Source organism: Leucobacter aridicollis, from assembly GCF_013409595.1.
GTDB lineage: Bacteria > Actinomycetota > Actinomycetes > Actinomycetales > Microbacteriaceae > Leucobacter > Leucobacter aridicollis.
The window spans coordinates 556,430-573,620 of the sequence record NZ_JACCBD010000001.1 but is presented as its reverse complement, the minus strand read 5'-3'; the positions used below and the strand labels follow the sequence as shown (position 1 = coordinate 573,620).

Genomic DNA, 17,191 nt, shown 5'->3' with positions numbered 1-17,191 from the left:
ATGTCAACTTTCAGCCCGCCGCCACCCGCTCGTACCGCCAGCTGCTCTGGCGCCCCTTCCCTGGGCGCTCGACGAGGCCGGCCTCGGCGAGCTCGGCGCGCACCCTGCGGGACAGGTCAGGCAGGGCCGCGCGCTTGCCTGCCAGTGGTTTCGCGACACCGACGAGGAGGGAGCACTCGCCCCGCCGCGAGCGCACCTCGATGCGCGCGGCCTCCCCCGTCGCGCTCCAGGTGAACGACTCGATGTCGGTGAACGCAGTGGAGAGCGTCGTGATCGGCGCCGCGCCGCCCGGGGTCCCATCGCCGGCGGCGGGGGCAGGCGATGGCGGCAGTTCCGCGATCCTCATCCGCCCGGTCTTGAACGTGACCCGCCACACGCGGGAGCGCGCACGGAAGTACGCGCGCGCCACGAGAAAGACGGGAAGCGCGACGCCAAGCCCGAAGGCGAGCAGCAGCAGCTTCGGAGAGAGCCTGCTCGCGACGGGCTCGGCCGCAACGAAGATCGCAACGGCCACAGCGATGACCACCAGGGCGCACGCGGTGACGATCCAGAGGTAGGCGCGCCGGGTCATTTCGACGGCGGTGAACTCGGCCTGGGCGCCCTCCGGCGTCCCCACCCATACGGGCGCTGGGAGGTCCGCTGCGCGCCCGCCTGGCAGCGCCGCCGTCACCCGCCCGAGCAGCGTGAGCCAGACGACGCCGGTGAGCGTGAGCGTCGGCACCCACAGCGACCAGACGAGCGAGACCGCCGGCTCGGGAAGCGCCTGACGCAGCCACGCCATGACGTCACCAAGTCGCGGCGCGAACAGTGCGCCGAACAGCGCGAGCGCGGCCGAGACCCCGATGTGCGCCCAGAGACCCGCGCGCCGCGACGGGATGCGCGCGAGGGCCCGCATCACGAGGAGGCCCGCGAAGAAGCCCGCAACGAGCAGGCACACGAACGGGAAGAAGTCGACCGCGCTCCCGGTCAGGATCCACGGCAGCGCCGCCGCGAAGCACGCGAGCGCCCAGAAGACCGGACTCCCGAGGACCCGCTTCACGGGCGCGACCCGGGCACCGGCGCCGCGTCAGGGCTCAGGCCTGGGCCTGGCTCCTCCGACGGCGCCCGCGGCGGGTACACCCAGGTCACCATCACGACCGAGATGATCATGAGCAGGAACCAGGCGATGAGCTTCTGCGGCGACACGAGCTCCCAGCCCGCCTCCTGGTGCGGGTACAGCCAGGCGCCAGCCCACGTCGCGATGTTCTCGGCGAACCAGATGAACGTCGCGACGCCGAAGAACACGAGGAGGAGCGGGGCGCGCAGCGTCACCCGGTACACGCGGAAGTGCATCGTCGTGCGCCACCACACCACGAGCACCGCGGCGAGCAGCACCCACCGCAAGTCGACGATGAAGTGGTGCGAGAAGAAGTTCACGTAGATGAGCGCCGCGATCACCGTCGTCACGAGCCGCGACGGGTACCTGGCGAACCTGAGATCGTGCAGCCGGTAGACGCGCACCATGTAGGAGCCGACGGCGGCGTACATGAACCCGCTGAAGAGCGGCACGGCGCCGATGCGCAGGATCCCATCGCCCTCGTACGCCCACGAGCCGACGTCGGTCTTGAAGAGCTCCATCACGGTGCCGGTGACGTGGAAGAGCAGGATCACCCACAGCTCCCGCCCCGTCTCGAGCTTGAAGACGAGGAGCAGGATCTGGATCACGACCGCCGCGATCGTCAGCGCATCATTCCGGGCGAGGATCGCGTCGTCGGGGTACCAGAGCCGCGCGGCGACGAGCACGACGAGCAGCAGCGCGCCGAAGATGCACGCCCACGCCTGCTTGAGTAGGAAGACCGAGCACTCGACGAGCACGGCGCGAACGCCGCGCGCCGGGGCGCCCTCGAGCACCCGGTTCGCGGCGCGGTCGATCGCGCGCTCGAGCCGGGTGAGCTCGTGCGGGGGCAGGCCGCCCGCATCAGCCGTCACGGGAGCAGCTCCGGCCCGGCAGCCGGGCTCGGCTGCCGGGAGGCGGCGGAGTTAGCGCCGCTCACGCCGTTCACGGATGCGCATGTTCAGCACGATCGGGGTGCCCTCGAAGCCGTACGTCTCGCGGAGGCGACGCTGGATGAAGCGGCGGTAGCCGGGGTCCAGGAAGCCGGAGACGAACAGCACGAACGTCGGCGGGCGGTTCTGCACCTGCGTGCCGAACAGCACGCGGGGCTGCTTGCCGCCGCGCAGCGGGTGCGGGTGCTCCTGCACGAGCTCCGCGAGGAACGCGTTGAACTTCGCCGTCGGAATGCGGGTATCCCACGACTCAAGCGCCTGCTCCAGAGCGGGCACGAGCTTCTCGAGGTGGCGGCCGGTGCGCGCCGAGATGTTCACGCGGGGCGCCCAGTCGACGTGGGCGAGATCCTGCTCGATCTCACGCTCGAGGTACTTGCGACGCTCGTCATCAAGCATGTCCCACTTGTTGAACGCGAGCACGAGCGCGCGGCCCGACTCGAGCACGAGGTCGATGATGCGCAGGTCCTGGTCCGAGATCTCCTGCGTCACGTCGATGAGCACGACGGCGACCTCGGCCTTTTCGAGCGCCGCGGAGGTGCGCAGGGTCGCGTAGAAGTCGGCGCCCTTCTGCAGGTGCACGCGGCGGCGGATGCCGGCGGTGTCGACGAAGGTCCACACGCGGCCCGCGATCTCGACCTGCTCGTCGACGGGGTCGCGGGTGGTGCCGGCGAGCTCGTTCACGACGACGCGCTCCTCGCCGGCGGCCTTATTCAAGAGGCTCGACTTGCCAACGTTCGGGCGGCCGAGCAGCGCGACGCGGCGGGGGCCGGCGAGCTTCGGCTGCGCGACAGCGGACACCTCGGGCAGCACCTTCATGACGTCGTCGAGCAGGTCGGCGACTCCGCGGCCGTGCGCGGCCGAGACGGGGCGGGGCTCGCCGAGGCCGAGCGACCACAGCTCGGACACTTCGCCGTCGCGGATCGAGTCGTCGGCCTTGTTCGCGACGAGGAAGACGGGCTTCTTCGCGCGGCGCAGCAGCTGCACGACGCGCTCGTCGGTCGCGGTCGCGCCCACGCGCGAGTCGACGACGAAGAGCACAACGTCGCAGAGCTCGATGGCGACCTCGGCCTGCAGTGCGACCGACTGGTCGATGCCGCGAGCGTCGGGCTCCCAGCCGCCGGTGTCGACGAGCGAGAAGCGGCGGTCGTTCCACAGCCCCTGGTAGGTCACGCGGTCGCGGGTGACGCCGGGGATGTCCTCGACGACGGCCTCGCGGCGGCCGAGGATACGGTTCACGAGAGACGACTTGCCGACGTTCGGGCGGCCGACGATCGCGACGACCGGGAACGCCTCGAGGCTCGGCTCAGCGAACCCGATGTACTCGCCGTCGGCGGTGAGGATGTCGCGGTCGTCCTCCTCAAGCTCGAACGAGTCGAGCGACGAGCGCATCGCGCGGAGGCGCTCCTCGTCGGTGACGTTGCCGTCAAACTCTTCGCCGTCGAGGTCTGCGTCGTCGAGGTCTGCGTCGCCGCCGCCCGAGATGATCTCGCTCGGGTCGACCTGCGACAGGTCGAATTCTTGTTCTTCGCTCATCATCGTTCCTTCTCGTTCGATGGGCGGGCCCCGCGGGCCTCCTCAACGGTGTCGATCACAGCTTGGATCGACTGCCCAAAGTTCATGTCGCTCGTGTCAATGAGCGTGACCCCGGGGGCGGGGTTCAGAAAATCTACGACCGCGGCGTCCTTCGCGTCGCGCGCCGTAATGTCCGCGAGCACCTGCTCGTGGATTGCGCCGGGCAGCTCGCCCTGGCGCCTGGTCGCCCGCACCTCGGGCGACGCGGTCATGAGGATCCGCACGGGCGCATCCGGGGCGACGACAGTCGTGATGTCGCGCCCCTCGATGACGACGCCCGGCAGGCCGGAGGCCGCGACGATCTCGCGGAACATCGTGTTCAGCCGCACGCGGACCTCGGCGTGCTTCGAGACACGGCTCACCTGGCCCGAGATCTCGGGGGTCCGGATCACGGCTGAAACGTCGAACGCCTCAGTTCCGCCGGGGAGCGTCACCTGCACGCGCTGCTCGCCCTGCAGCGTGATCGCATACGTCCAGCCGTCGAGCATGGCGACCACGGCGTCTTCCGAGTCGAGGTCGACAGCGTCCTCGCGGCAGGCCCACGCGAGCGCGCGGTACGCGGCGCCGGTGTCGAGGATGCCGAAGCCCATCTGCTCGGCAGCGGCCCGGGAGACGCTCGACTTGCCGCTCCCAGCGGGGCCGTCGATCGCGACGAGGATGGGTTCGGTTGCGGGAGGTGTGGTCCCCATTACAGTGTTCTCCATCCGCGCTCGGTGAGGTCAGCGACCGCCCGTTCGGCGGCTTCTGGCAGCACGGCGATCTCCGCAAAGCCAATCTGCGCGCCCGGCGAGTGCTCAAGGCGCAAGTCTTCCATGTTAATACCGAGTTCTCCGAGTTCGGTGAGCAGGCGGCCGAGCTCACCCGGCGTATCGTCGATGAGCACCGTGATCGTGATGAATCGCTCGGAGGACCCGTGCTTGCCGGGGATGCGCCCGACGCCGCGGCCGCCCGACGCGAGCAGGTCGGCGACGCGGCGCTTCGCGCCCGGCGCGTCGGCGTCGCGGAGCGCCGCGGTGAACGCGGCGACATCGGCCGAGAACTGCTCGAGCAGCGCGACGACCGGCTCGCGGTTCGCCCCGAGGATCTGCACCCACAGTTCAGGATCGCTGGCCGCGATCCTCGTCGTATCCCGCAGACCGGCGCCAGCGAGCGCGATCGCCTGCTCCTCCGCGGAGACGAGTCGCGCGGCGAGCAGGCTCGACACGACCTGCGGCAGGTGCGAGACGAGGCCGACTGAGCGGTCGTGCTCCTCCGGCGTCATCTCCGTGAGCACGCCGCCGAGATCCAGCGCGATCGCCTCGACCAGCGAGAGCGCCTCGGCGGGGGTGTCCCGGTCGCGGCAGATCACCCACGGCCGCGCGGTGAACAGGTCGGCGCGCGCCATGATCGCGCCGCCACGCTCGCGGCCGGCCATCGGGTGCGAGCCGACGTAGTTCTTCAGCGGGGCGCCGCGGCGCACGAGCTCGAGGTACGGGGCGAGCTTCACGCTCGCGACGTCGGTGACGACCGCGTTCGGGAACTCCGAGAGCGCCCGCTCGACGGCGTCGGCGACCACGTCGGGCGGGGTCGCGACCACGACGACGGACGGTTCAGGATCGCCGGCCTCGCGGATCCTGCCCGCACCGTAATCTGCGGCGAGCGCGACCGCGGTCGGCGAGAGATCCTCGAGCGTGACGTCGACGCCGCGCTCGCGCAGCCCGAGACCGACGCTCGCGCCGAGCAACCCAGCGCCGACGATGTGCACGGTGCCGCGGACGCGGGATTCAAGTTCATTCATCGCGGGTGTGGTCTCCGTTCGTGGCGCTGCGGGCGCTCGCCAGCGCCAGGAGATGAAACTCCCTCGATTTTAGCTGTTTTTCGCGGAAAACCCCGCACCGCCGCCCCGCGGCCGCCCCAGAGCTACTCGGCGAGCATCCCCGTGACGCGATAGGGAATCACCTGCCGGAGGAAGAGACTCGTCGATGTGCGGGTGATGCCGGGGCAGAGCCTGATCTCCTCGCTCACCCGATACAGGTCCTCGGGGTCGCGGGCGACCACGCGCAGCAGCAGGTCGGTGTCGCCAGCGGGGGCGAAGCACTCGAGCACCTCGGGAATGCTCGCGAGGGCGCGGATCGCCTCGGTGATGAGGTGCTGGTCGAGCTCGACCTGCACCATCGCGGCGACCGGTCGGCCGAACGCGGCGGGCTTCACCCGGGCGCTGTGCGGGCGAAACACGTCAGCCGCCTGCATCTTGTCGATGCGCGCCTGCACGGTGCCGCGAGCGAGGCCGAGCTTGTGCGCGATCATCGCGACGGGCATGCGCGCGTCAACGTCGAGCTGTTCGAGGATTCGACGATCCGTCGCATCGAGGGCATACACTTCGCTCACTTCGCGCTCCATTCCGGGCCAACGACCATACAAATTGCGTAGTGAAAGTGTAGCCGGTTGCGCGATTCTTGCACCCATCGATTGAATACTTCTCGGGAGGCGGCACCATCCGCCTCCGGCACCCGCGGCCCGCCCCACCAGGAGGGTTCGCACCGCAGATGACCACCACCCCAGGCCATTCGCACACCGCACCCGATTGAGCGCAACTCCCTGCCACCGTGCACCCGTGGTTTCCGCGGGTACGCCGCGTCGTCGCGGCGTAGGGGTGCGCCCATCGGAGCCGCATTTCGCACCGTATCGCCCGGGTTTGCGCGCCCGAGGCAACGTGGGGTTGAATACTCCTCGGGGTTCGGCCAACCAGCCGCTCCCCGCACCGCTGCAAGCCACACCAGGCGCCCGCAGCACCGCACGCGACCACCACCCCGGTCGCCAGTACGAAAGCACCACGTTGAGCACCACCCACGCCCTCGCGCACCCCGGCAGCGCGCCAGTCTCCCTCCGGCGCCCCAGACTTCGCGCGACCCTCACGATCCTCAGCCTCTTCGGGCTCCTCACCGCCGCGAATCTCCCGACCGCGCTGTACCCGCTGATCGGCGGCAAGCTCAACATTGACGCGTTTGGCGTCACCATCGCCTTCTCGAGCTACGTGCTCAGCCTGCTCGTTGGCCTCGTGCTCTTCCGGCCCATCAGCGAGCGGGCGAACCGCCGCACCGTCATCATTGCGGCGCTCGCGGCGACCGCCGTCGCGACCCTCGCGCTCGCGATCGCCCCGACCCTCGCCTGGTTCTGCCTCGCACGTGCCGTCCAGGGCCTCGCCATCGCGGCCGCGACCGGGACGGGATCGAGCGCGCTCCGCGTGCTGCTGCCGGGCCGACCGACGCTCAGCGGCAGGCTCACGCTGCTCGCGACGTCCGGCGGCGTGGCCGCGGGGCCGATCCTCGGCGGTGTGCTCTCGCTCATGGGGCCGCCGACGCAGACGCCGTTCTTCGTGTGGGCCGCGATCCTGATCGCGCTCATCCCCGCGATCGTGCTCGCCGCGCCCCGCAACGAGTGCCGCCCCGCCGTGGTGCAGGCAGGCGCCGCCCCGCGCACCGTGACGACCGACACGGGCACGGTGATCGCGGTGGCGAGCTCGGCTCCGGCGATCCGCACTGCCGCTCTCGTCGGGTTCGTGAGCTTCGCGTTCCTCGGGTTCTGCCTGTCGCTCGCGCCCGGGCACTTCGGCGAGCTGTTCGGCGCGACCTCCCGGCCGGTGCTCGGACTGCTCGCGTCGCTCGTGCTGCTCGCGTCCGCCGGGGCACAGCTGTTCCCGGTGCGCGGCAGGTGGGCGGCCGCGATCGCATTGTCGGCGTTCGCCGCGGGAACACTCCTGCTCGGGCTGGCGACGGCGCTCGCAAGCCCCGCGCTCACCGTCGTCGCGTGCCTCATCGCGGGCGCAGGCCAGGGCATCGCGTTCCAGCGGGTGTTCGGTGCCGCGGTCGCTGCGGTGCCGGTCGAGCGGCACGCCGCGACCGTGAACACGATCTACGCGGTCACCTATCTCGGGAGCACCCTGCCCGTGCTCGGGCTCGGTGTCGCAGCGTCGGCGTTCGGGCTGACGCCGGCCGTGCTGGCCTTCACCGCGGCGATCGCGCTGGCGTGCGCCGCGCTTGCGGCTGTGGCGTTCCGGGTGGCCCGCGCCGACGGCTGAGGCGGGGCCGGCGCGGCGCGCACGTCGCAGGCTGGCGGCCCGGCCCGGCAGGCGCCGCAGGCCGGCGGCCCGGCGCCCCAGCGACCCCGCCCAGCGGGCGCCGCAGCCCCGCTCAGCCCGCCCCTCCGGTAGTCCCACCCCGAGTCCCCGCCCTGGCGGGCGCCCCGGCATCCCAGTGCACACGGTTCCTGCAGGCGTACACGAAAACTACGCGTTGAAACCGTGTACATCTGCAGGGACCGTGTACGTTCGGGCCCCGCCGGAGGATGAGGCCGGTCGAGGATCGGGCCGAGCGAGGGGCCGAGCGAGGGGCCGTCCGAGCAGGGCCCGGCCGAGCAAGGCCCGGCCGAGCGCGCGACCGGGCCGCGCCGTGCAGCCGCGCCCCTACCCCGCTGTGATCGCGGCGAGCGCCCGACGTTCCTCCTCGGTGAGCATTGAGCTGAAGCGGTCGGCGATCGCGTTCCTGGCGATCCGCCCAGCCTCGGCCGAGTCGCGGCGTTCGATCGCTTCGAACAGCCCCGAGTCGATGCGCGCCGAGTCGAGCCGGACCGCGCTCTCGCCCGAGCCGCGTTCGAGGTCGCGCTGCACGAGCGCCCGGAGCGCGCCCGCGACCGCCTGGCCGCTGAGCTGCAGCACCTGGTTGCCGCTCGCCTCCCACACGGTCCGGTGGAACGCGAGGTCGGCGTCGGCGAATTCGGCGTCGCTCGCCTGCGCCCCGTCGGCCCCTTCGGCGGCCTCGCGCATGCGGGTCACCGCCTGCCGCATCCGTTCGAGCTGGTCCTCGGTGTGCAGCACGGCCGCAAGCTCGGACGCGGAACCGTCGAGCACGATGCGGAACTGCACGAGCTCAGCGAGTCCGAGCGACGCGGTGCCGAGCATCGCCCGGAACGAGCGCTCGAGCGTCTCCGGCGTTGGCGCGAGCACGACGGGCCCGCCGCGGGTGCCGGGCTTCGGTTCGATGAGCCCCATGCTCTGGAGCACGCGGAGTGCCTCGCGCACCGTCGGGCGGCTCACTCCGAACTGCACCATGAGGTCGCGCTCGCTTGAGAGCTGCGTGCCGACCGGGATCTCACCGGAGAGGATGGCCGACTCCACCTGCTCGACAATGCGCTGGTATGTCAGCACGGGTACCGCCGGGGTGAAGCTGTGGGTGGGTGTCAACGGTGACTCTCCATCTATGAGATTGCAGCTGTGGGGCCGGGCGTCTTGCGGCTGTCCGGGGCCACACGATCCGTATCGGAAACTCTCTCAGATAGTAGCGCCCCACAAGTGGTCTTACCATGTATCCTAGTTTGAATCCTCGCGGCGCGAGGCGCGCGTCAGAGCCGACTCGCCCCGGGAGGTGACACCACACCACATCGCGCCACCATGGGCCGCACACCCCGCGACCCACCCCGAAACACCAACCGAAACCCCCGTTCAACTCCGCAGAACCCCAACTCACCATCGCCGGCGACGTAGCCGGCCCAAGTTGTAACAGGAAGCACTATGCGTCGTAAGACAACTCTCTCCATCGCCGCGGCGATCATCACGGCGGGCGCGCTCGCCCTCACCGGCTGCTCGGCAGGCTCGGGCGGCAGCACCGGCGGCGACGCCGGCTCGACCGAGACCACCGCAACGATCGCCCTCACCGGCGCCCCCGTGAACCTCGACTTTACGACGACCGCGGGCTCCGCAATCCCGCAGGCGCTCATGACGAACGTCTACGAGGGCCTCGTCGAGGTGAACCAGGACGGCGAGATCGTGCCGCTCCTCGCCAAGGAGTGGAAGCTCTCCGACGACCGCAAGACCTACACCTTCACGTTGCAGGACGGCGCGACGTTCTCGAACGGCGACGCGTTCACCGCGAACGACGTGAAGTTCAGCTTCGAGCGCGTGAAGACCGACTGGACCACCACGCTGAAGGCGAAGATGGACGTCGTCGAGAGCGTCGAGGTCGTCTCCGACACCGAGGTCGCCGTGCACCTCTCGCGCCCGTCGAACGCCTGGCTGTTCGACATCGCCACCCCCGTCGGCGCGATCTTCTCGCCGAACGGCGTCGCGGACCTCGCGAACGCTCCCGTCGGCACCGGCCCGTACACGGTCGAGTCGTGGAAGCAGAACGAGTCGATCGAGCTCGTCACCCGCGACGACTACTGGGGTGACAAGCCGGGCGTCGAGGGCGTCACGCTGAAGTACTTCGCTGACGCGACGGCAACGACGAACGCGCTCCGCACCGGCGACGTCGACGCGATCGTGAACCTTCAGGCCCCCGAGCTCGTGAGCACCTTCGAGTCCGACGACGCGTTCACCGTGACGAGCGGCACCTCCTCGGGCGAGATCTCGCTGTCGTTCAATAACCGCACCGAGCCGTTCAATGACGTCCGCGTCCGCCAGGCCGTGCTCTACGCGCTCGACCGCCAGGCGATCATCGACACCGCGTGGAACGGCTACGGCTCGCTCGACGCGACCTTCGTCACCCCGAAGGAGCCCTACTACGTCGACCTCAACGACCAGTACGCCTACGACCCCGAGAAGGCGAAGGCGCTGCTGAAGGAAGCCGGCAAGGAGAACCTGAAGGTCACCTACAAGGTGCCGACGCGCCCCTACGCGCAAGCCGTGTCCGAGATCGTCGTCTCGCAGCTCAAGGACGTCGGCATCGACGTCACCATCGAGTCCTCCGAGTTCCCGGCCGTCTGGCTCGACGACGTCTTCACGAACCACAACTTCGAGATGACGACCGTGCTCGCCGTCGAGGCGCGTGACGTGCTCACCGTCTTCAACAACCCCGACTACTACATCGGCTACGACAACTCGAAAATCGCCCCGCTCGTCACCGCCGCGGATGAGGCCGACGAGGCCGGCTACATCTCGGGCATGCAGGACGTGCAGCGCCAGATCGTGGACGACGCCGCGAGCGGCGTGCTGTTCCTCTTCCCGAACATCGTCATCACGAAGACCGGGCTCGACGGCGTTCCCGAGAACGCGATCGTCGAATCGCTCGACCTCACCGGGCTCTCCTGGAAGTAGCCTGACGCGGTGTGGTGGGTGCGCTGAGCGCGCCCGCCACACCGGTTCGCTCCACGCCCTCAACACCTAGGACCACGGCATGGCCATTCGGATTCTCATCAATCTCGCGCGCTTCGCGGCGACGTTCCTCGTCGCGACAGTCGTCGTGTTCCTGTTCATGCGGCTCATCCCCGGCGACCCCGCACAGGTCGCGCTCGGTACGAACGCGAGCCCCGAGCTCGTCGCGCAGCTGCAGCACGAGTTCGGCACGGACCGGCCGCTCTACGTCCAGTACTTCGACTGGGTCGGGGGCCTGCTCACCGGCGACTTCGGCACCTCCTACATCACCAGGCAGGACATCAGCCCGCTCGTCTTCGACAGGCTGCAGGTGAGCCTCATCCTCGTCGTCACGGCGATGATCGTGGCACTCGCGATCGCGATCCCGCTCGGCACGATCGCAGCGGTCCGGCACCGCAACGCCTCCGGGATCCTGATCGGCGCCGGCAGCCAGCTCGGCGTCGCGATCCCCGGCTTCCTCGCGGGCATCCTGCTCGTGCTCGTCTTCGCGGTCGGCCTCGGCTGGCTCCCCGCTGGCGGTTGGACGCCGCCAGGCGAAGACTTCGGCGACTTCGTGCGCCGCCTCATTCTTCCCGTGCTCGCGCTCGCGTCGGTGCAGGGCGCGATCCTCACCCGCTACGTGCGCTCGGCAGTGCTCGAGATCATGAGCGAGGACTACCTCCGCACCGCCCGCTCGAAGGGCCTGAGCCCGACGGGAGCGCTGCTCAAGCACGGCATGCGCAACGCCGCCATCCCCGTCATCACTGTCACCGGTGTGCAGCTCGCCGCGCTCATCATCGGCGCCGTCGTCATCGAGCGCGTGTTTGTGATCCCCGGCCTCGGGTCGATGCTGCTCGACGCCGTCGGCAACCGCGACCTCCTCACCGTGCAGTCGGTCGTGATGGTGCTCGTCGCGATCACGCTGATCCTCAATCTCCTCATCGACGTGCTCTACACGATCGTCGACCCGCGCATGCGAAAGGGGGCCTAGCCGTGAGCCAGACCTCGAAGACCACGCAGGGCCCGCGCACGAGCGCGATCTCAGCGCCCCGCGCGCCGCGCAAGCGCCGCGGCCTCTCCCCCACGCTCATCGTCGGCATGGTGCTCGTCGGCATCGTCGTCGTCACCGCGATCGTGTCGTTCTCCTGGACCCCGTTCGACCCCGTGCAGGTGAACGCGCCAGACCGGCTGCAGGGCCCGAGCGCTGAGCACTGGTTCGGCACCGACAAGTACGGCCGCGACCTGTTCTCCGGCATGCTCGTCGGCGCACGCATCACCCTGTTCGTTGGCCTCGTCTCGGTCGGCATCGCGCTGCTCATTGGTACCCCGCTCGGCATCTGGGCGGGCATCCGCGGCGGCTGGGTCGAGGAGCTCATCATGCGCTCCTCCGACATCGTGCTCGCGTTCCCCGCGCTGCTGCTCGCGATCATGTCGGCGGCGGTGTTTGGCGCCTCGACGCTCACGGCGATGGTCGCGATCGGCGTCTCGACGATCCCCGGGTTCGCGCGCGTCGCGCGCTCAGGCACCCTGCAGGTGATGAGTACCGAGTACGTGCTCGCGGCGCGGGCGGCGAGCCAATCGCGGTTCAGGATCGCCGTGCGCCACGTCCTGCCGAACATCATCGGGATCGTGGTCGTGCAGTGCTCGGTCGCGTTCGCGCTCGCCGTGCTCGCCGAGGCCGCGCTGAGCTTCCTCGGGCTCGGCACCCCGCCGCCCACCCCGTCGTGGGGCCGCATGCTGCAGGAATCGCAGCAGTTCCTCGGCACCCACCCGCTGCTCGCGATCTTCCCCGGCGCAGCGATCGCCCTCGCGGTGATGGGCTTCAACCTCCTCGGCGACGGTCTCCGCGACCGCTTCGACCCCAAGCTGAACGGGAGCCGCAGCTGATGGCAACGAACGTGACCCCGGGAACCGACACGCTGCTCGCGGTCGACCACCTGAACGTGCGCACCGCGCACCGCACCCTCGTGCACGACTTCTCGCTGCACATGCAGCAGGGCGAGCGGATCGGCCTCATCGGCGAGTCAGGCTCTGGCAAGTCGATGACCACGACCGCGCTCCTCGGCCTGCTGCCGAACGGCGTCACGGCCGACGGCTCGGTGACGCTGCGCGGCGCCGCTCAGCAGGACGGCCGCGACGGCAACCTGCTTGAGGCGTCCGAGCGCGAGCTCATGAAGATCCGCGGCCGCGACATGGCGATGGTGTTCCAGGAGCCGCTCACGGCCCTCAACCCGCTCATGCGCGCCGGCGACCAGGTCGCCGAGATCATGACCCAGCACGCGCTCGTGAAGGGCAAGGCCGAAGCAAAGCAGCGCGCGATCGAGATGCTCGACGCGGTGAAGCTCCCCGACCCCGCGCAGGCGGCCCGCGCCTACCCGCACCAATTGTCTGGCGGGCAGCGGCAGCGCGTCATGCTCGCGATGGCGCTCGCGAACGATCCGGCGCTGCTGCTCTGCGACGAGCCGACGACGGCGCTCGACGTGACCGTGCAGCGGCAGGTGCTCGACCTCATCCTCGAGCTCGTGAAGCAGCGCGGCACCGGGCTCCTCTTCATCACGCACGACCTCGCCGTCGTCGCGAACATGTGCACGCGCGTGCTCGTGATGAACGACGGCAGGATCGTCGAGGAGGGCCCCACCGACGAGATCTTCACGCGCCCGCAGCACCCGTACACGCGGGGCCTGCTCGCAGCCTCCGACCTCGAGGCGACCGACGCCGACGGTCGCCTGTTCACCGTTGCGAGCGCGCGCGACTACGTGCCACCGACCGTGGATCCCGCGGCCGACCGCGAGGTTGCGGCGCACGCGGCAGCGGCCGAGCGCGAGCACGTCGCCCAGTGCGCGGCTGCGGATCCCAGCGCGGAGCCCGTGATGCGCGTCACCGACCTCGTGCGCACCTACACCCGCGGCAAGACGAGCCTGTTCAAGCCCGCGGCGGAGGTGCACGCGCTCAAGGGGATCTCGTTCGAGGTGCCGCGCGGCGGTCGCCTCGGCGTTGTTGGCGAATCGGGATCGGGGAAGTCGACGCTGCTCCGGATCCTCGCTGGCCTCGACCAGCCAACCTCAGGCTCGGCGGTCGTCGTCGGCAACGAGGTCGCGGGGGCGAAGGAGGCGCAGCTCCGGGAGCTCCGACAGCAGCTGCAGATCGTGTTCCAGGATCCGATGGGCTCGCTCGACCCGCGCATGAGCGTCGAGCAGATCATCTCGGAGCCGCTGCTCGTTCGCGGCAGGAACGAGACCGCGGCCGACCGCTCGCGCATGGTCGCCGAGATGCTCGAGGCCGTGGGCCTTCCCGCCTCGGCCGCCGAGCGCTACCCGCACGAGTTCTCGGGCGGCCAAAGGCAGCGCATCTCGATCGCGCGCGCACTCATCTGCCGGCCCGCGGTCGTCGTCGCCGACGAGCCCGTGAGCGCCCTCGACGTGTCGGTGCGTGCACAGGTGCTCAACCTGCTCGCGGACCTCGTCGACGAGTACGGGCTCACGCTCGTGTTCGTCTCGCACGACCTGAACGTGGTCCGGCACCTCTGCGACTCGGTCATCGTCATGCAGTCCGGCGAGATCGTCGAGGCAGGCGAGACCGAGACGGTCTACCGCGACCCCCAGCACCCGTACACGAAGCGGCTCATCGACTCGTCGCTCACGCTCAGGCAGGAGCTGCTCTCGGGGAGCGCGTAGCCGCCCGACCTGTCGGACCAGCTTCACCAGTTTCACCAGTTGACCCCGTTTCACCCCGCGCGAAAGGCACCGATGTCTCACCCCACAACCGAATACGCCTTCCTCGACGCGGGAACGCTCGCCGAGCGCTACGCCGCGGGAACGCTCACCCCAACCGAGGTCGCGGAACACGTGCTCGCCCGCGTCGCCGAGCGCGAGCCCGAGCTGAACGCGCTCTACCTGCACGAGCCCGACGAGGTGCGCGCCGACGCGGCCGCGTCGACCGCCCGCTGGGCCGCGGGCGAGCAGCTCAGTCCCTTCGACGGCGTGCCGGGCACGGTGAAGGAGAACGTCGCGCGCGCTGGCCGCCCGAAGCCGTCTGGCACCGCGCTCCCGAACCCGCCGATCGCGGCCGCGAACGCGCCCACGACCGACAGGCTGCTCGAGGCCGGCGTCGTCATCGTCGGGTCGACGACGATGCCCGACTGGGGCATGCTCTCCTCCGGCGTCTCCAGCCTGCACGGGATTACCCGCGGCGGGCTCAACCCGGCCCACACCTCGGGCGGCTCCAGCGCCGGTGCGGGTGCGGCGGCCGCTGCAGGCTACGGCCCGCTCCACATCGGCACCGACATCGGCGGCTCGATCCGCCTGCCGGGCACCTGGCAGGGCCTCACCGCGCTGAAGCCGAGCGAGGGGCTGATCCCCCTCGACGTGCCGTACACGGGGCGCGCCGCCGGCCCGCTCACGCGCACCGCAGCCGACTCGATCCGGCTCATGTCGATCGTCGCGAAGCCTGACGTGCGCGACTACCTCACCCGCGAGTACCGCGAGATGGACTGGTCGCTGACGCCACTCGCGCCCGCTGGCCTCCGAGTCGCTATCCAGCTCGATGCTGGCTCCGGCCTCGAGGTCGAGCCCGAGACGCTCGCGATCATCGAGCGTGCGGCGTCGCTCTTCGCGGACGCTGGCGCGACCGTCGAGCCGCTCGCCCCGTTCGTCGGCGCCGAGGTGCTCGACGGACTCGTGAACTTCTGGCGGTCACGTTCATACGCCGACCTCGAGCTCCTGAGCGAGGCCGAGCGCGCACTCGTGCTGCCGTTCATCGTCGACTGGTGCTCGGCGGGCAAGGACTTCACGGCGGCGGAGACGGTGCGAAATCGCAACTGCTCGGACGAGATGGCGAGGCTCACGCGTCTCGCGACCGCGCCCTACGACCTCGTGCTCTCGCCAGTGACCCCTGTCGCCGCGTTCCCCGCTGAGGATCCCATGCCAATCACCGACCCGCTCGCCACGATGGGCCACATCTCGTTCACCGTGCCGTACAACATGTCGGGCCAGCCCGCCGTGTCGATCGGCGCCGGCATCCAGGCTGACGGCCGCACCGTCGGCCTGCAGATCGCCGGCCCCATCGGCTCCGACGACCGCCTCATGCGGGTCGCCCACTGGTTCGAGACGGTGCGCGGCGCGGGCGCCGAGGTGGACTGGAACGCGATTCCGTAGGTCCTGACGACCAGGTGTGGGAGGGTTCGCTCGGCTCACAGCGCCCGAAATAATGAGAATCTTGGAGAACCTCGCACACCCCTCGCAACCTTCTGCGAACCCAGTTAAGATCCAGGGAACGTGTTGAGCACGCCGCCCTGCGAAGAGAATACCTGCTAGAATCTAGTCATCAAGATCGGCCCGCTCGCCTCACGGCTCGGGCCGATTTTCTATTGTGGAGACCTCATGGCGCACTACGCCAAGCCCTGGCTGACGATCGATGAACAGATTGACAGGCTCGTCGAACGCGGTGTGATCATTCCGAATCGATCGGATGCCCAGGCCCTGCTCCGTTCTATCGGGTACTACCGTCTGACCGGGTACCTCTATCCCTTCCGGAAGTCGGAAACGTTCCGCGACGAAGTAGGGAACGACCGCCTCAGAGTGCTCAGTACATATCGTGAAGCGACCACGATCGGTAACGCCGCCGCGTTAATCGACTTCGACAGAACTCTTCGCCTTTTGACGCTTGACGCGGTTGAACGGATCGAAACCACGCTCCGAACGCGGATTGGCTACACGATCGGCAAGGTCGACGCGTTCGCACACGAAGATCCGTCAATATTTATCGACTCGTTCACACGAGCCGGTACCGCTGGGCCAGACGGCTCGCCGCTACCGAGCCGACACGAAGCTTGGCTTTCGCGCGTCGAGCAGAGACGTAATAGCTCTGATGAGGCTTTTGTGATGCACTTTCGGTTGAAGTATGACAACCGAATGCCGATCTGGGCGCTCACGGAGCTGCTCGAGCTCGGCCATCTGTCGCGTCTCTATGCTGGGCTGCGAAACGATCTTGCGACGAGCATCGCCGAGGAGTTCGGCGTTCCAACAAAACGGCTACTCGACAGCTGGATTGCAACCACGAACTACGTCAGAAACGTTGCTGCCCATCACGCACGATTCTTCAACCGGAAGCTCGTTGTTGCTCCAAAGCGCCCCAAGCCTGACCAAGTGCCGCTCCTCGCGCACTTGGGCTCGGTTCAGGCGCCGAAGCAGTTCGGCTCCTACAACGCACTCGCAGTCATGGCGTACCTCATGCGGGTCATCGAACCGAATGGGGACTGGCCCAGGCGGCTTGCGGCGCATCTCAGAGCGTTTCCCTCAGGCAAACACATCGATCAGGGGTCAATGGGCATCGCTGCAGGATGGCTGGAGAGCGATCTCTGGAACAACTAAAGGAAAAGGTCATTCGGGGCTTATGCTCCTTCTGAGCGAGTTTGCGCGACGGAATCCGTTGAGATAAGCTTGAAACACGTTGCAATCCGCAATTCAGAGGTGC

The 17,191-nt window shown here is 69.2% G+C and carries 14 protein-coding genes; 7 read left to right on the top strand and 7 right to left on the bottom strand.

Annotation, left to right across the window (positions count from 1 at the left end; genetic code table 11):
* Positions 1-10: 10 nt before the first annotated feature.
* The 6 genes from BJ960_RS02500 to BJ960_RS02475 all read right to left on the bottom strand — a co-directional run bounded on the left by BJ960_RS02500 (position 11) and on the right by BJ960_RS02475 (position 5,976).
* Positions 11-1,039 carry a hypothetical protein gene (locus tag BJ960_RS02500; protein ID WP_185986114.1) on the bottom strand — a complete coding sequence of 343 codons (1,029 nt, stop codon included), beginning with the start codon at positions 1,037-1,039 and terminating at the stop codon, positions 11-13.
* Positions 1,036-1,968, bottom strand: a complete 933-nt coding sequence (locus BJ960_RS02495; protein ID WP_220663664.1) for a DUF817 domain-containing protein — start codon at positions 1,966-1,968, stop codon at positions 1,036-1,038. Before BJ960_RS02495 ends, BJ960_RS02500 begins: the two co-directional genes overlap by 4 nt.
* Positions 1,969-2,019: 51 nt before the next feature.
* A complete protein-coding gene (gene der / locus BJ960_RS02490) occupies positions 2,020-3,435 on the bottom strand; it encodes a ribosome biogenesis GTPase Der (protein ID WP_220663702.1) in 1,416 nt (471 codons plus the stop codon).
* Positions 3,436-3,578: 143 nt separating this feature from the next.
* Entirely contained in the window at positions 3,579-4,307 is a 729-nt protein-coding gene (cmk, locus tag BJ960_RS02485) for a (d)CMP kinase (protein WP_237463611.1), read from the bottom strand.
* Positions 4,307-5,395: a prephenate dehydrogenase gene (locus tag BJ960_RS02480; protein ID WP_185986112.1), complete on the bottom strand. Its 1,089-nt coding sequence runs from the start codon at positions 5,393-5,395 to the stop codon at positions 4,307-4,309. The genes cmk and BJ960_RS02480 overlap by 1 nt, the downstream gene beginning before the upstream one ends.
* Before the next feature lie 122 nt (positions 5,396-5,517).
* The gene (locus BJ960_RS02475) at positions 5,518-5,976 is read right to left on the bottom strand and encodes an Lrp/AsnC family transcriptional regulator (protein WP_121076236.1); all 459 of its coding nucleotides are present in this window, start codon (positions 5,974-5,976) and stop codon (positions 5,518-5,520) included.
* 457 nt (positions 5,977-6,433) lie between these two features.
* Here BJ960_RS02475 and BJ960_RS02470 point away from each other — a divergent pair, with 457 nt between their 5' ends.
* A complete protein-coding gene (locus BJ960_RS02470) occupies positions 6,434-7,675 on the top strand; it encodes an MFS transporter (RefSeq protein WP_185986111.1) in 1,242 nt (413 codons plus the stop codon).
* Positions 7,676-8,059: 384 nt separating this feature from the next.
* On the opposite strand, the gene BJ960_RS02465 is transcribed toward BJ960_RS02470, so the two are convergent.
* Positions 8,060-8,836, bottom strand: a complete 777-nt coding sequence (locus BJ960_RS02465; RefSeq protein WP_121076041.1) for a FadR/GntR family transcriptional regulator — start codon at positions 8,834-8,836, stop codon at positions 8,060-8,062.
* A 327-nt stretch (positions 8,837-9,163) separates the two neighbouring features.
* Here BJ960_RS02465 and BJ960_RS02460 point away from each other — a divergent pair, with 327 nt between their 5' ends.
* The 6 genes from BJ960_RS02460 to BJ960_RS02435 all read left to right on the top strand — a co-directional run bounded on the left by BJ960_RS02460 (position 9,164) and on the right by BJ960_RS02435 (position 17,088).
* Positions 9,164-10,684, top strand: coding sequence for an ABC transporter substrate-binding protein (locus BJ960_RS02460; protein ID WP_185986110.1), 1,521 nt, complete (start codon positions 9,164-9,166; stop codon positions 10,682-10,684).
* 79 nt (positions 10,685-10,763) lie between these two features.
* Positions 10,764-11,711: an ABC transporter permease gene (locus tag BJ960_RS02455; protein WP_185986109.1), complete on the top strand. Its 948-nt coding sequence runs from the start codon at positions 10,764-10,766 to the stop codon at positions 11,709-11,711.
* A gap of 2 nt (positions 11,712-11,713) precedes the next feature.
* A complete protein-coding gene (locus BJ960_RS02450) occupies positions 11,714-12,607 on the top strand; it encodes an ABC transporter permease (RefSeq protein WP_372430591.1) in 894 nt (297 codons plus the stop codon).
* A complete protein-coding gene (locus BJ960_RS02445) occupies positions 12,607-14,394 on the top strand; it encodes an ABC transporter ATP-binding protein (RefSeq protein WP_185986108.1) in 1,788 nt (595 codons plus the stop codon). The genes BJ960_RS02450 and BJ960_RS02445 overlap by 1 nt, the downstream gene beginning before the upstream one ends.
* A 72-nt stretch (positions 14,395-14,466) precedes the next feature.
* A complete protein-coding gene (locus BJ960_RS02440; protein ID WP_185986107.1) occupies positions 14,467-15,873 on the top strand; it encodes an amidase in 1,407 nt (468 codons plus the stop codon).
* 225 nt (positions 15,874-16,098) lie between these two features.
* A complete protein-coding gene (locus tag BJ960_RS02435; RefSeq protein WP_185986106.1) occupies positions 16,099-17,088 on the top strand; it encodes an Abi family protein in 990 nt (329 codons plus the stop codon).
* The last annotated feature ends 103 nt before the right edge of the window (positions 17,089-17,191 follow it).